Annotated in this window: 9 protein-coding genes; 7 read left to right on the top strand and 2 right to left on the bottom strand. The window is 67.1% G+C overall.

From position 1 onward, the window contains the following. Positions 1-13: 13 nt before the first annotated feature. Positions 14-1,321: an MFS transporter gene (locus AC07WS_RS14115; RefSeq protein ID WP_494730009.1), complete on the bottom strand. Its 1,308-nt coding sequence runs from the start codon at positions 1,319-1,321 to the stop codon at positions 14-16. Between the two features lie 50 nt (positions 1,322-1,371). After that, complete coding sequence (locus AC07WS_RS14120; protein WP_494729694.1) at positions 1,372-2,367, bottom strand: TauD/TfdA family dioxygenase; 996 nt, start codon at positions 2,365-2,367, stop codon at positions 1,372-1,374. 272 nt (positions 2,368-2,639) lie between these two features. Between AC07WS_RS14120 and AC07WS_RS14125 the strand changes: the two genes are divergently transcribed. The 7 genes from AC07WS_RS14125 (at position 2,640) to AC07WS_RS14155 (ending at position 14,860) form a co-directional block, all read left to right on the top strand. Next, positions 2,640-4,274 (top strand): methyl-accepting chemotaxis protein, encoded by a 1,635-nt coding sequence (locus AC07WS_RS14125; RefSeq protein ID WP_494729695.1) that lies wholly within the window; start codon positions 2,640-2,642, stop codon positions 4,272-4,274. 154 nt (positions 4,275-4,428) lie between these two features. Beyond that, the gene (locus tag AC07WS_RS14130; RefSeq protein ID WP_494729696.1) at positions 4,429-7,107 is read left to right on the top strand and encodes a TonB-dependent receptor plug domain-containing protein; all 2,679 of its coding nucleotides are present in this window, start codon (positions 4,429-4,431) and stop codon (positions 7,105-7,107) included. Positions 7,108-7,155: 48 nt separating this feature from the next. Further along, the gene (locus tag AC07WS_RS14135; protein WP_494729697.1) at positions 7,156-7,989 is read left to right on the top strand and encodes a zinc-binding metallopeptidase; all 834 of its coding nucleotides are present in this window, start codon (positions 7,156-7,158) and stop codon (positions 7,987-7,989) included. A 68-nt stretch (positions 7,990-8,057) separates the two neighbouring features. Continuing rightward, complete coding sequence (gene secD / locus AC07WS_RS14140) at positions 8,058-9,911, top strand: protein translocase subunit SecD (protein WP_494729698.1); 1,854 nt, start codon at positions 8,058-8,060, stop codon at positions 9,909-9,911. A 45-nt stretch (positions 9,912-9,956) separates the two neighbouring features. Next, the gene (locus AC07WS_RS14145; protein WP_494729699.1) at positions 9,957-10,436 is read left to right on the top strand and encodes a hypothetical protein; all 480 of its coding nucleotides are present in this window, start codon (positions 9,957-9,959) and stop codon (positions 10,434-10,436) included. 61 nt (positions 10,437-10,497) lie between these two features. After that, entirely contained in the window at positions 10,498-14,004 is a 3,507-nt protein-coding gene (locus AC07WS_RS14150; RefSeq protein ID WP_494729700.1) for a DUF748 domain-containing protein, read from the top strand. Position 14,005: 1 nt separating this feature from the next. Continuing rightward, a complete protein-coding gene (locus AC07WS_RS14155; RefSeq protein ID WP_494729701.1) occupies positions 14,006-14,860 on the top strand; it encodes an EamA family transporter in 855 nt (284 codons plus the stop codon). Positions 14,861-14,868: the final 8 nt, after the last annotated feature.

The raw sequence follows: 14,868 nt of genomic DNA on the forward strand, positions 1-14,868 counted from the left end.
TTGAAACAACTTCTCAGGGTTTCAGCAGCTGGCGCGAGAAGCTGACGACCGCGCCCAGCGCGGCGAAGCCGGCCGCCAGCATCAGCGCGTACACCGTGCCGCGCGTGTCGGACAACGTGAAGCAATAGGCCACCAGCGCCGCGCCGGTGGCCTGGCCGCTCAGGCGGGCGGTGGCGACGATGCCGCTGGCGCTGCCGGCCCGAGCGCGCGGCGCGCTGCCCATGATGGCCTTCATGTTCGGCGCCTGGAAGAAGCCGAAGCCCACGCCGCACAAGGCCATGCGCCAGCCGATGTCGAACGCGGCGGCGTCGGGCGGCAGCGCGATCAGCAACAGCATGCCGCCGCACAGCAGCGCCAGGCCGATGCCGCCCAGCGTGCCGGCCGGGTAGCGGTCGCTCATCCAGCCGCCCAGCGGCCCCATCACGGCCACCAGCGCCGGCCACGGCGTGATCAGGAAGCCGGTGTCGATCGGAGAACGGCCCAGCGTGCGCTCGAAGAAGAACGGCAGCGACACGAAGGCCAGCGCCTGCACGGCGAAGGTGCAGAACGCCGTCAGCGCCGACAGCGCGAACATCGGCTTGCGGAACAAGTCCACCGGCAGCAGCGGCGCCGCGTGGCCGCGCTGGCGGCGCAGCAGCAGCGCCCAGCACAGCGCCGCGCCGGCGAGCTCGATCGGCAGGCGCTGCGGCGCGGCGCCATGCGCGGCGTCGCCCAGCGCCAGGATAGTCAGGCCGAAGGCGCCGACGTTGTACAGCGCCGCCAGCGCATCGAGCCGGCGCGCCGCGCGCGCGGTGTGCGGCAGCGCCTGCCAGGCCGCGCCCAGCGCCAGCAAGCCCAGCGGGACATTGATCGCGAACAGCCATGGCCACGACGCCAGCGACAGGATCAGCGAGGCGGCGGTCGGCCCCACCGCGAACGCCACCGCCACCACCAGCGCGTTGGTGCCGAAGCCCTGGCCCTGGCGCTCGGGCGGATAGATGGCGCGGATCAGCGCGGTGCTGACGGCCATCATCGCGCTCGCGCCCAAACCCTGCAGCAGCCGCGCCGCCACCAGCGCCGGCAGCGACCACGCCAGCGCGCACGCCAGCGAGGCCGCCGTGAACAGCACCAGCCCGCCGAGGGCGACGCGGCGGTAGCCGGCGATCTCGCCCAGCGCGGCGAACGGCAGCAGCGTCGCCACCATCGCCAGCTGGTAGGCGTTGACGATCCACACCGACGCGGCCGGCGTCGCCTGCAGCTGCTGCGCCATCGACGGCAGCGCGGTGTTGGCGATCGCCGTGTCCAGCGAGGCCAGCGCCACGCCGGTCATCAGCGACAGCATGGCCCAGGTGCGCTCGGCCGGCGGCAGGCCGGCCTCGGCGGCGGCCGCGCTCAATCGCGCACCACGCCGGACGGGCCGATGCGCTCGGCGTTCGGCACGTCCGACATGCGGATGCGGATCAGGTGGCGGCGCTCGTCCGTGTAGGTGGTGCGGCCGTGCAGCACGCGGTGGTTGTCGGCCCACAGCAGGGTGTCGGTGGGCAGCTGCTGCTTGAAGCGCGGCGCGCTGTGCTCGGCCACCTCGTTCATCAGCGCCAGCGCCTCCACCAGCGCCGGCGTGCTCAGGTCGGGCCGCACGGCCAGGCCTTTCTGGATCGCGTCGTAGCGCCAGCGCAGCGTGAAGCGGTCGCCGTCGCGGCGCGGCGGGCCGAACACCGGCGCCACGAAATGTTCGATGGCGGCGTCGCCGGCCGCGTACACGGCCGGCACGCGGAACGGCACCGGCGCGCCGTTCAGCAGCTCGTAGGCGGCGCGCCCGGCCGCTGTTTGCTGCAGGGTCTGGTAAATGGCCTCGCCGTCGATCAGCAGCGAGTGGCCGCCCTGGCAGTTGGCCGCCTGCACCACGTACAGGATGAACTGTTCCTCCGGCATCGGATAGAACGAGGAATCGGTGTGCATGTCGGCGCTGCCGACGCGTTCGGAAAACGTGGTGAAGCGGGCGTCGCTGTGGGCCTCCGGGCGCGACTTGACGTCCCAGGCCACGCGGCCGGTGCGCTGGTCGGTGGAGGTGGGAAAGCCCAGCATCAGCGTCAGCGCATACAGCGCGGCGTTGCGGCGGTCCTCGCTCAAGCCTTGCAGGCCGAGGCCGCCCAGCACCACGCCGTTGGTGCCCAGTCCGCGCAGCTGCCGGGTCAGCCGGCGCAGCGCGCCCACCTCGCTCAACTCGGCCCGCAGCGATACTTCCTCCGGGTGGGCATAAAAGCCATTTTCATTAAAGCCATTGAAGCGGCGGCTTAATATTTCATGGATTGCATTTAAATCGCCTCCCCATTCGACCTCGGCGGTTGCAATAGCAACATTATTACTTGCATTGAATAAATTGGACATAAGAATTCCTTTTGATTAAAACGAATGTTGCTCTGGGGAAGAGCGGATATTCTAATGCCAGGTTATCTGCCTAACTGTTGTTTTTAATGCGAAATGGAAACTTATATTCCAAGTGTTGATTTTAATAAATGCTTTGAAAACAATATGTTGCGAATAGTCTACAAGGCGGGAATGCCCGACGCTTGGGCGATTCCGCTTGCGTTATGATGATTGCCGTCCACTCCCGAATAGCGGTCAGTTACTATCAAATTAAACGTTGAAGGACTAGCATAATGAAATGGTTCGATTCGCTGCGTCTAGGACAAAAGCTGGGGCTGGCATTCTCCGCGGTAATCGCGCTGACGGTGCTGGTCGGGGCGTTTTCCGTAATGGAACTGGCCCAGGTTAATAATACGTCCAAGCGGTTTTCCACCCGCTGGATGCCCAGCATCCGGGTGATCGAGGATATCAAGTCGCAGATCGCGCGCATCCGCACCCGCGAGCTGCAATACATCATTTCGTCCAACCCGGCTGACATGGACAAATACGACCAGGTGATCGCCAAGGACCTGGTCGACCTGAAGAAAATGCAGGACGAGTTCGTGGTGCTGGCCAGCTCCGCCGAGGAGCAGTCCATGTACGCCAAGTTCGTCGACATGTGGGCGCGCTACATGGAGGAGGACGGCAAGATCCGCGCCGCCGCCCGCGCCAACAACGACGACCAGGCGCGCGCGCTGATCCGCGGCGAGTCGAACAAGCTGATCGTGGCCCTGCGCGGCCAGGTCGACCAGTTGGTCGATTTCTACACCGACGGCGGCAAGCTGGAGGCGGTCGAGGGCGACCGCCGCTATGCCTCGTCGCGCCTGTGGATACTGGCGCTGGTGATCGGCAGCGTGGCGTTCGGCGCCACCGGCGCGCTGCTGATCACGCGCTGGCTCACGCGCAGCCTGGGCGGCGAGCCGGCCTATGCGACCGACATCGTCAGCCAGATCGCCGCCGGCGACCTGGGCGTGACGGTCGAGACCCGCGCCGGCGACACCACCAGCCTGCTGTTCGGCATGCGCACCATGCGCGACAACCTGGAGAAGATCGTCGGCGAGGTGCGCGGCGCCACCGGCGTGATCACCAGCGCCTCGGGCGAGATCGCCGCCGGCAACCTGGACCTGTCCTCGCGCACCGAGCAGCAGGCCAGCTCGCTGGAGGAGACCGCCGCCTCGATGGAGGAGCTGACCTCGACCGTGCGCCACAACGCCGACAACTCGGCCCAGGCCAACCAGCTGGCCAGCTCGGCGGCCAGCGTGGCGCAGAAGGGCAGCGCGGTGGTGGCGCAGGTGGTCGACACCATGGGCGCGATCAACACCTCGTCGCGCAAGATCGCCGACATCATCGCGGTGATCGACGGCATCGCTTTCCAGACCAACATCCTGGCCTTGAACGCGGCGGTGGAGGCGGCCCGCGCCGGCGAGCAGGGCCGCGGCTTCGCGGTGGTGGCGACCGAGGTGCGCAACCTGGCCCAGCGCTCGGCCGCGTCGGCCAAGGAGATCAAGGACTTGATCAGCGAATCGGTCGGGCAGGTGGAGAGCGGCAGCAAGCTCGTGGCCGAGGCCGGCGCGACGATGAACGAGGTGCTGGAAAGCGTGCAGAGCATGGCCGGCGTGATGGCCGAGATCAGCCACGCCAGCCGCGAGCAGAGCGCCGGCATCGAGCAGGTCAACCAGGCCATCTCGCAGATGGACACCGTGACCCAGCAGAACGCCGAGCTGGTCCAGCAGGCCGCGTCGGCCGCGCAGGGCTTGCAGGAGCAGGCCGCCACGCTGTCGCAGCTGGTGAGCGTGTTCCGCCTCAAGGACGGCGGCCGCGGCGCGGCGCCGGCGGTGCGCGCGGCGCGCGCCAAGTCGTGGCCTGCCCTGAGCAGCGCCGTGCGTTAGCACCGGCGTGGTCAGCGCCCCACAGTTTGCACTGCGGCATGGGAATGCCAGCAGCTTAGTACAAAAACAGCAGTCCTGTCCGTGACCTGAGCACGCCGACAAAACACACTCCGTGTCAGTTGAAGTCCTTTCGTCAAACTGTCACGGAGTGTTCATGTCGCAAATTCGTCCCATCGTTCGTGCCGTCGCCTTGCTGTGCGCCGGCGCCGCCCCCCTGACCGCCGCCGCCCAGGCCAGCGCCGAAGCGAGCACCGTCGCGCCGCCGCGCGTGGAGATCACCGGTTCGCGCATCAAGCGGGTCGACGCGGAAACCGCGTCGGCCGTGCAGGTTATCACAGCCGAGCAGATCGCCCGTTCCGGCGCCGCCACCGTCAGCGACGTGCTGCGCGATCTGCCGGCCGGTAACACCGGCGGCTACACGGCGGAGGGCACGCCGGGCCAGGCCTTCGGCTCGGCCGGCATCTCGCTGCGCGGCTTGGGCGCGGGCTCCACGCTGACCCTGATCAACGGCCGCCGCGTGGCGCCGTTCGGCTTCGGCTCGGCCTCGTTCGTCGACACCAACGCGATCCCGGTCGACGCCGTCGAGCGCATCGAGGTGCTGCTGGACGGCGCCTCGGCGATCTACGGCGCCGACGCCATCGGCGGCGTCATCAACATCATCCTGCGCAAGAACTACGAGGGACTGGCGCTGAAGGTCTCGGGCGGCACCTCAGCCTACCACGACGGCAACACCGGCGACATCGGCCTGACCTACGGCAAGGGCACGCTGGCGCAGGACGGCTACAACTGGCTGCTGAGCCTGTCCCACCGCGACACCAGCCCGGTGCTGGCCAACGCCCGTCCGCGCACCCGGGACGCCGACTTCCGCCGCTTCGGCCTGCTCGACCGCCGCTCCTCGTTCTCCAGCAACGTCTACACCGCGTCCGGCACCACCGGCGGCAGCTTCCTCGGCATCCTCGGCGACTGCCCGGCGCTGGTGGACGCCGGCTCGCCGCTGAACGGCCGCTGCATCAACGACAACACCAGCGCCGTCACGCTGCAATCGAAGAGCCAGCGCGACAACGTCTACAGCGCGCTGACCTACGACCTGGGCCACGGCTGGGAAATGTTCGGCGACGCCGCGCTCAGCCGCAGCCGCCAGGCGTCCAGCATGTACAGCTACGCCACCAATTCCTACGGCGCCTACACCAACGACCTGGTCGACAAGTACGGCCTGTACGGCAACGCGCCGGGCACCACCATCAGCTACCTGCTGCTGCCGGCCGGCCATCCGCAGAACAAGTGGGGCAAGACGGTGGGCGTGCGCTATGTGTTCAACGACGTGCCCACCACCATCGCCAGCGAGAGCCGCAACATGCGTGGCACGCTGGGCGCGCGCGGCACGCTGGGCAAGTGGGACGTGGAGGGCGCGGCCATGTTCTCGCGCTCGCTGACCGACACGCGCTATCGCGGCTACATCCAGGACAAGGTGCTGATCAACGACGTGCTCGACGCGGACGGCCTGGTGCGCAACAGCTTCCTGCTGCGCAACCCGAACGGCAACGATCCGGCGCTGATGGCGCGCCTGTATCCGCAGATGAACAACCACGCCGACACCAGCACCAGCAGCGTCGACGTGCACGGCAACCGCGAACTGTACACGCTGCCGGGCGGGCCGCTGTCGATCGCGGTCGGCGCCGAGTACCGCCGCGAGAAATTCGACGCCACGCCCGACCCGCTGTTCACCGACGGCTCGATCCAGCTGATCGGCATGACCGGCTCCAACGGTTCGCGCAGCGTGACGGCCGCGTATGGCGAATTGTCGGCGCCGGTGCTCAAGTCGGTAGAGCTGAGCCTGGCCGCGCGCTCCGACCGCTACAGCGATTTCGGCTCGGCCTTCACGCCCAAGGCCGGCGTGAAATGGAGCCCGCTGCCGCAGCTGGCCTTGCGCAGCACCTACGCCGAAGGCTTCCGCGCGCCGTCGCTGCCGGAACTGCACGCGGGGAACACCAACGGCTACACCAAGGTGCTCGATCCCAAGCGCTGCCCGGTGTTCACCGCCGGCAACGACGACTGCGAACGCTACGTGGCCTTCACCACCGGCGCCAATCCCGACATCAAGGCGGAAAAATCCAAGAGCGTGACGGTGGGCTTCGTGGCCGAGCCGGTGCCGGGCTGGTCGCTGTCGGTCGACGCGTACCACATCAAGCGGCGCAACGAGCTCTCCACGATCAGCGCCAGCTACCTGCTGGAGAACGAGGCCAAGTTCGCCGACCGCATCGTGCGCAATCCGGTCAGCGGCAAGCTCGACCATCTGAGCCTGATCACCGCCAACCTGTCGTCCACGCAGACGCGCGGCGTGGACGTGGACGCGCGCGGCAGCTTCACCGTGGGCGACTGGGGCCGCGTCTCGCTGAGCGCCAGCTACAACCGCATGAACAGCTACCTGAGCACCGACGTGCCCGGCAACGATCCGCTCGACTACGTGGGCTACTACCTGCAGCCGAAGAATCGCGGCCGCGCCGGCGTGGCCTGGGACCGCGGCCCGTGGGACGCCAGCCTCAACTGGAACTACGTGGGCGGCTACTCGGTCAAGAGCTCGCCGGACGTGGCCTGCGCGTTCCAGGCGGCCACGCCGCAGCTGTGCGACGTGCACTCGTGGCTGACGGCCAGCGCCTATGTCGGCTACAAGGGCTTCCGCAATCTGGAGCTGTCGCTGTCGGTGCAGAACCTGGCCAACAAGGAAGCGCCGATGGACGCCAGCCAGCTGGCCTACTTGCAGGGTTACGGCACCTCCTACCACAGCCAGATCGGCCGCTATGTGCAGCTGACCGCCAGCTACAAGTTCAAGTAATCAACCCAGGCGCCGGCCCCGCGCCGGCGCCGCTTTATGAGTTTTTCCATGTCCAGAATTCTTTTTGCTTCGATCGCGCTGCTGCTGTCGGCCTGCAGCACCGTCGCGCCTATCGATCACAACAACGATGCCTTGCGCGTCGAATGCCATTGGGATTTGCAATATCCGAGCGTGGCGCCGGCCGACGCCACGCTGGCGCAGCTGCGCGAGACGGCCACGCGCCGCCTGGCCGCGCTGAACCTGAGCGCGCAGTGGGAACTGAACAGCGAAGGCGCCAGCGCCGAAGCCTTCACCGACAGCGAACCGGATCGCCAGCGCCTGCATCGCCTGCTGAGCGTGGTATTGCCGGGAATGGAGCGCTATCCGGCATCGTTCTTCGCCAACGTCCGCCTGCACCACATCGTGCTGGTGAAGGAGCTGGCGGTGGGCGGCCAGCGCCGGCTGGCGATGCCGATGGCCGAGGTCGACAGCGTGGCCTACGCCGACAACAGCGCCAAGCTGTGCCCGGCCGGCATGGAGATGCGCGTGCATCACGAGTTCTACCATTTCATCGACCACCGCGAGTACAACGACTACTACCATGCCGATCCGGCGTGGCTGGCGCTCAATCCAGCCGGGCTCACCTACGGCAAGGGCGGCGCCACGTTCTACGGCAAGAACCTGCAGGATGTCGGCCACGCCAAGCCGGGCGTGGTCAGCCTGTATTCCAGCTACGGCCAGGAGGAGGACAAGGCCGAAACCTTCGGCTGGATGATGACGCCGGACTATGCGGCGCGTCTCGACCTGTACGCGATGGAGGACGCCAGCGTGGCGGCCAAGCTGCGCCACATGCGCGAGCAGTTCCGCAAATACAGCCAAGCGGGGGACGTGAAAAATAATTAATTGTCGGGCTTGCAATCGATGCATGCAGCCGCAGCTTAGGTCGGTCTTTTCTTAAAAAGCGATTAAGAATGAACCGTTACCCGCTGTGGAAGTACATCGTGATTGTGGTCACGGTGTTGCTGGGCGCGCTCTACACCGCGCCCAATTATTTTGGACAGTCGCCGGCGCTGCAGATCAGCAGCGACAAGGCCAGCGTGCGCGTCGGCGCCGAGCTGGCCGGCAAGGTCGAGACAGTGCTCAGGCAGGCGCAGCTGCCGTTCAGCGGCGTCGCCTACGACAGCGCCTACGCCTCGGTGCGCGCGCGCTTCGCCGATCCCGACACGCAGTTCCGCGCCAAGGCGGTGCTGGAGCAAGGCTTGAACGCCGACAGCGCCGATCCGAACTATCTGGTCGCGCTGAACCTGCAGTCCGACACGCCGCGCTGGATGCTGAAACTGCGCGCGCTGCCGATGTATCTGGGCCTGGACCTGCGCGGTGGTGTGCACTTCCTGATGCAGGTCGACACCAGGGCTGTGCTGGACAAGAAGCTGCAGGGCGTGCAGTCGTCGGTGCGCAGCGTGTTGCGCGACAAGTCCGTGTTCCATGGCGGGATCACGCGTGTCGGCGACACGATAGAAATCAGCTTCCGCGACGAGGCCGCGCGCCAGAAGGCCAGGGACTTGATCGCCGGCCAGGGCCCCGAACTGCTGCTGGCCGATGGCGCCGACGGCGCGCAGCTGAAGACCGTCGTGCGGCTCAAGCCCGAGGCCTTGAAGCAGACCATCGACGACGGCGTCGCGCAGAATATCGCCACCTTGTCCAAGCGGGTGAACCAGCTCGGTGTGGCCGAGCCCATCATCCAGCAGCAGGGGCCTGATCGCATCGTGGTGCAGCTGCCCGGCGAGCAGGACGTGGCGCGCGCCCGCGCCGTCATCGGCCGCACGGCTACGCTGGAGGTGCACATGGTCGACGAGACGATCACACGCGGCACCGAGATGGGCGCGGCGATTCCGCTGAACTCGCAGCTGTACACGATGGGCAGGGATGCGCCGGCCGTGCTGTACAAGGAGGTGGTGCTGACCGGCGACTACATCACCAGCGCCACCGCCGGCCACGACGAGAACAATCAGCCTGCCGTGTTCATCGACCTCAACACGGCGGGCGGACGCAAGATGTCGGCCGCCACCGCCGACCGCGTGGGCAAGCACATGGCCATCGTGCTGATCGAGAAGACCGGCAAGCCGGAGGTGATCTCGGTGGCCACGCTGACGAGCGAACTCAACGGGCACTTCCGCACCACCGGCGTCGGCAGCGCGCAGAACGCGGCCGACCTGGCGCTGATGCTGCGCTCGGGCGCGCTGTCGGCGCCGATGGAGATCATCGAGGAACGCACCATCGGCCCGCAGCTGGGCGCGGAGAACATCGCCAAGGGCCTGCATTCGACCATGTACGGCTTCGCCGCGATAGCCGTGTTCATGATCGGCTACTACATGCTGTTCGGCTTCTTCAGCGTGCTGGCGCTGGCCTGCAATCTGTTGCTGCTGCTGGCCTTGCTGTCGCTGATGCAGGCCACCTTGACCTTGCCCGGCATCGCCGCGATCGCGCTGGCGCTGGGCATGGCGATCGACGCCAACGTGCTGATCAACGAACGCATCCGCGAGGAGCTGCGCGGCGGGGCCACGCCGCAGCAGGCCATCGCCACCGGCTTCGACCGCGCCTGGGCCACCATCCTCGATTCCAACGTGACCACCCTGATCGTCGGCGTGGCCTTGTGGGTGTTCGGCTCCGGCGCGATACGCGGCTTCGCGGTGGTGCATTGCCTGGGCATCCTGACGTCGATGTTCTCGGCGGTGTTCGTCTCGCGCGGCGTGGTCAACCTGTGGTACGGCGGGCGCAAGAAGCTGGCCTCGCTGTCCATCGGCACGGTCTGGCGCGGCAAGTAGCAGCTGAGCGATAATGGCTGCTCTTAACCTCATCAAGGAGATCACATGAAACAGCTATTGCTTGCTTGCGCGTTGCTAGGTGCGTTTGCCGCCCAGGCGGATGAAGCCGCAACGTGTTCGGCGTCCGCCGGCAGTTATCGCACCGGTGTGGTGGTGAAGGGGCCGAAGTTTTCTCACGGCCAGTTCCGCAAGGGCGTGGAGCTGTCGCACACGCACCTGAAGATGAAGTCGGACCAGGACGGCAAGGTCTACGATGTCGCTATCGATAATGTCTTCGCCAGCGGCTTCGAGCCGAACCAGAAGACCGTGCCGGCCTCGCTGAGCGGCATCCGCGTGAACGACCGGGTGGAAGCCTGCGGCCAGCTGTACACGGACGGCGGTGTCGGCATCCACTGGGTGCACACCAACTGCGGCAAGAAGCCGACGCCGGCCAAGCCGGACGGCTGGCTGAAGGTGATCTCGTCCGATGGCCAGCCGGGCCAGAACATCGAAAGCAATAACCAGTACTGTTCGGTGTTCAACTAAACCCCGGTATTGCCATGCTTGCTATACTGTTGCCTGTGAGAGAAATTTTCAGGGGAATAGTTTGCAGGCTTTGAACAAACGATGGAAGCGGTGGGGCGTGGGCGTGGCCGGCGCGGTGGGTGTGTACGCGCTGGCGGGCGGCTGGCTGCTGCCGTATGCGATCAAGAGCCAGCTTCCAAAGTTTGTCGAGACCGAGTTGGAGCGCAAGGCTAGCATTGGCGAAGTCAGCTTCAATCCCTTTACGTTGCGGCTGGCCGTGCAGCAGTTCCAGCTGACCGAGGCCAATGGCGCGCCCTTGTTCGGCGTCGGTGCGCTGGAGGTGGAGATGCAGTGGCGCTCGCTGCTGCGCCGCGCCTGGAGTTTCGCCGATATCCGCATCGTCGCGCCGACGGTGCAGCTGGCCATCGCGCCGGACGGCAAGTTCAATATCGCCGAGTTCGTCGAGACGCTCAACAAGCGCAAGCACGACGACAGCGACAGCGGCATGCCGCGCCTGATCATCGAGCATTTCGCGCTGGAGCAGGGCAAGGTCGATATGCATGACCGTCATGCCGGCTACAACGATACTTTCACCCCCATCGCGTTCACGCTCAACAACCTGAGCACGCTGCCGGACGAGAACGGCGACTACACGCTGAGCGCCGACGCCGGCCTGGGCGGCAAGCTGCGCTGGAAGGGCACGAACGCGCTCAATCCGATCGGCGGCAGCGGCGTGCTGACACTCGATAGCGTGGCCTTGCCGGGGATGTCGACGTACCTGAAGTCGTTTGCGCGGGTGGCGGTGGTCGATGGGCGGCTGTCGGCCAAGTTGCCGTACAAGTTTGCGTACAAGGATGGGCAGCTGGAGGCCAATCTGTCCGGCGCTGGTCTGGCGTTGAACGATCTGGTGGTCAAGCGCGATGGCGCGGCCGAGGCGTTCGTCAAGTTGAAGCTGTTCGATGTCAGCGATGTGGGCGTGGATCTGCTCAAGCGCACGGTGACCGTCGGCGGCTTGCATGTGAACGGCGGCGCGCTGGCGGTGCGCCGCGATGCCAAGGGCGAGCTGGATGTGGCGAACCTGATGGTGCCCGCCGCGCCGGCGACGGCGCCCGAGTCCGCGCCAGGGGCTGCGGCCAAGCCTGCGCCGGCGGTAGCGGCCAGGCCAGCGGCCGAAGCCAAGCCGGCGCCGGCGGGCGCGGCCGCGCCAGCATCTGCGACGAAGCCTGCGCCGGCGGGCAACTGGAAAGTCCAGCTCAAGCAGCTCGCTCTGGACGATATCGCGGTGGCGGCAGTGGACGAGACCGTCAGCCCCGCGCTGAAATTCAATGCGGACAAATTGAAGTTGAACCTGCAACTGCAGGCCGAACCGACCGCCGCCGGTCTCAAGCTGAACATCGCCGACGCCGCCTTCTCGGTGGACAACCTTCTGCTGAGCAGCGGCGCGATGACGCCGCTCAAGCTGGCGCAGCTGGGCTTCGAAGGCGGCGAGATCGACCTGGCCGCGCACCACGCCAGCCTGGGCCGACTGCACTTCGACGTCGGCCAGCTGGACCTGTCGCGCGACAGCAAGGGCAAGTTCCTGTTCCTGAACACGTTCCCCAAAGCGGGCAGCGGCGCGCAGCCGCCGGCCAAGGAAGCGCCGGCCTCGGCGCCGTGGAGCGCCAACATCAAGACCGTCGAGTTCAACAAATTCGGCGCGCGCTACGATGACGCGAGCAGTGGCATCAAGGGCAATCTGCAAGACTTCAACCTCAAGCTGACCGACGCCAGCACCGACCTGAAGAAGCCGCTGGCGTTCGACGGCGCGGTCGCGCTGCGCGAAGGCGGGCAGTTGACGGCCAAGGGCAAGGTGGTGCCATCCACCGGCGCGGTCGATACCGACCTCAAGCTGACCAAGCTGGCGATCGCGCCGGTGCAGCCGCTGCTGTCCAAGTACGTCAAGCTGAAGATCGCCGACGGCAGCATCTCGGGCCAGGGTCGCTTGCACACCGGTGCCGGCGGCAAGGCCGATCCCGGCCTGCGCTACGACGGTTCGCTGGAAGTGGCCGAGCTGGCCCTGAACGAGGAGGACAACGACCGCTTCGCCCACTGGAAATCGGTGCGCGCCGACAAGCTGGCCTTCGGCCTGTCGCCGGATCTGCTGGATGTGGCCGAGCTGCGCGTCATCGAGCCGGACGCCACCCTTATCATCGAGAACGACCGCAGCTTCAACGCCCAGCGCTTGCTGGTGACGCAGCCCGCCACGCCGGCGCCCGCCGCCAAGCCCGCCGCCGCGGCGCCGGCCGCCGAGCCGTTCCCGGTGAAGGTGCGCCGCGTGCGCTTCGAGAACGCCAAGCTGGCCTTCACCGACCTGAGCCTGCGGCCGCAGTTCTCCGCCAAGATTTATGAGCTGGGCGGCGTGATCACCGGCCTGTCGTCCAAGCGCGACGCCAGCAGCCAGATCGAGCTGGACGGCCGCGTCGACGACTTCGGCCTGGCGCGCATACGCGGCAAGCTCAACCCCTTCGTCCCGGCCGACAACACCGACATCAACGTGGTGTTCAAGAACGTCGACATGGTCTCGGCCTCGCCGTACAGCATGAAGTTCGCCGGCTACAAGATCGCGCAGGGCAAGATCTCGCTGGACCTGGAATACAAGGTCGCCAAGGGTCAGCTGGAAGGCAACAACCACATCGTGCTCGACAACCTGACCCTGGGCGAACGCATCGACAGCCCGGACGCGCTCAAGCTGCCGCTGGAACTGGCGCTGGCCATCCTGAAGGACAGCGACGGCCGCATCGACCTCGGCGTGCCGGTCTCGGGCAACATGAACGATCCGCAGTTCAGCTACGGCTCGGTGGTGTGGAAGGCGATTGGCAACATCATGACCAAGATCGTCACCTCGCCGTTCCGCGCGTTGGGCAGCCTGTTCGGCATCAGCGGCGACAAGCTGGAGTCCATCGACTTCGATGCGGGCAGCGACACGGTGCTGCCGCCTGAACGCGAGAAGCTCAAGCAGGTGGCGCAGATCCTGGCGAAGAAGGCGCAGCTGAAGTTGTCGGTGCCTGGCCAGTACAGCGAACAGTCCGACGGCGCGGCGCTGCGCGCGCAAGCCTTGCGCCGCGTGGTGCTGGCGCGCGCCGACATCAAGCTGGCGCCGGGCGAGCAGCCGGGCCCGCTCGACATGGGCCAGCGCAAGGTGCGCGGCGCCGTGCGCGACCTGTACGCCGAACGCTTCGGCGCGGCCGAGCTCGACAAGCAGAAGAAGGCCGCCGAAGCGGCCGCCGGTCCCGGCGCCGATGCGGCCGCTGCCGACGCCGCGCAAAAGAAACTGCCGATGCTGCAGCGCCTGGGCAAGCTGGTGCAGGGCGAGCCGCAAGTGGCGGACGCCACGGCCTTCTACGCCAAGCTGCAGGAAGGCCTGGAGCAGAAGCAGCCGCTGCCGGCGGATGCCTTGCCGCAGCTGGGCGCCAGGCGTTCGGCCGCGATCCTGGCGGCGTTGAAGGGCGAGGGCGTCGATGCCGCCGCCGCGCTGGTCGCCGCGCCGGAGCCGGTGGAGGCGGGCGCGGGCAAGCCGGTCGCGCTCAAGCTCGGCCTGTCGGCCAAATAAGATGGACGACACCAAACCACACGCGGGCGGCGGCGCGCTGCTGGCGGGATGCGCGCTGCTGGCCAGCCAGCTGTCGCTGAACTTCGGCGCGGCGATCGCCAAGCATCTGTTCCCGCTGATCGGCGTGGAGGGTGTGACGGCCTACCGGGTCGGCATCGCGGCGGTGCTGATGCTGCTGATCTATCGCCCGTGGCGCACGCCGCTGACGTGGCAGCAGGGCGTCAACGTGGCGATCTACGGCAGCGTGATCGGCCTGATGAACCTGCTGATCTACCGCTCCTTCAACCGCATCCCGCTGGGCATCGCGGTGGCGATCGAGGTGGCCGGGCCGTTGACGGTGGCGGTGCTGTCGTCGCGCCGGCCGCGCGATTTCGCCGCGGTCTGCCTGGCGGTGCTGGGCCTGTATTTCCTGCTGCCCATCCACGACAAGGTCGACCAGCTCGATCCGGTCGGCGTGATGTACGCGGGCGGCGCGGCCGTGTGCTGGGCCTTGTACATCGTGTACGGCAAGCGGGTGTCGGTGATGCATGGCGGGCAGTCGGTGGCGTGGGCCATGCTGGCGGCGTCGCTGTTCATCGTGCCGATCGGCGGCTGGTATGGCGGCGCGGTGCTGCTGACGCCGGCGTATCTGCTGATCGGCCTGGCGATCGCGGTGATGTCCAGCGCCTTGCCGTACACGCTGGAGATGCTGTCGATGCGCACGCTGTCGTCGCGCACCTTCAGCATGTTCAGCAGCGCCGCGCCGGCGCTCAGCGCGCTGGCCGGCTTCGCGGTGCTGGGCGAACATCTGACGCCGACCCAATGGCTGGCCATCGCCAGCATCGTGCTGGCCTCGGCGCTGACGTCCTTGCGTTGAATTGAAGT

It is taken from the genome of Duganella sp. GW821-FHT01E12 (genome assembly GCF_059422325.1).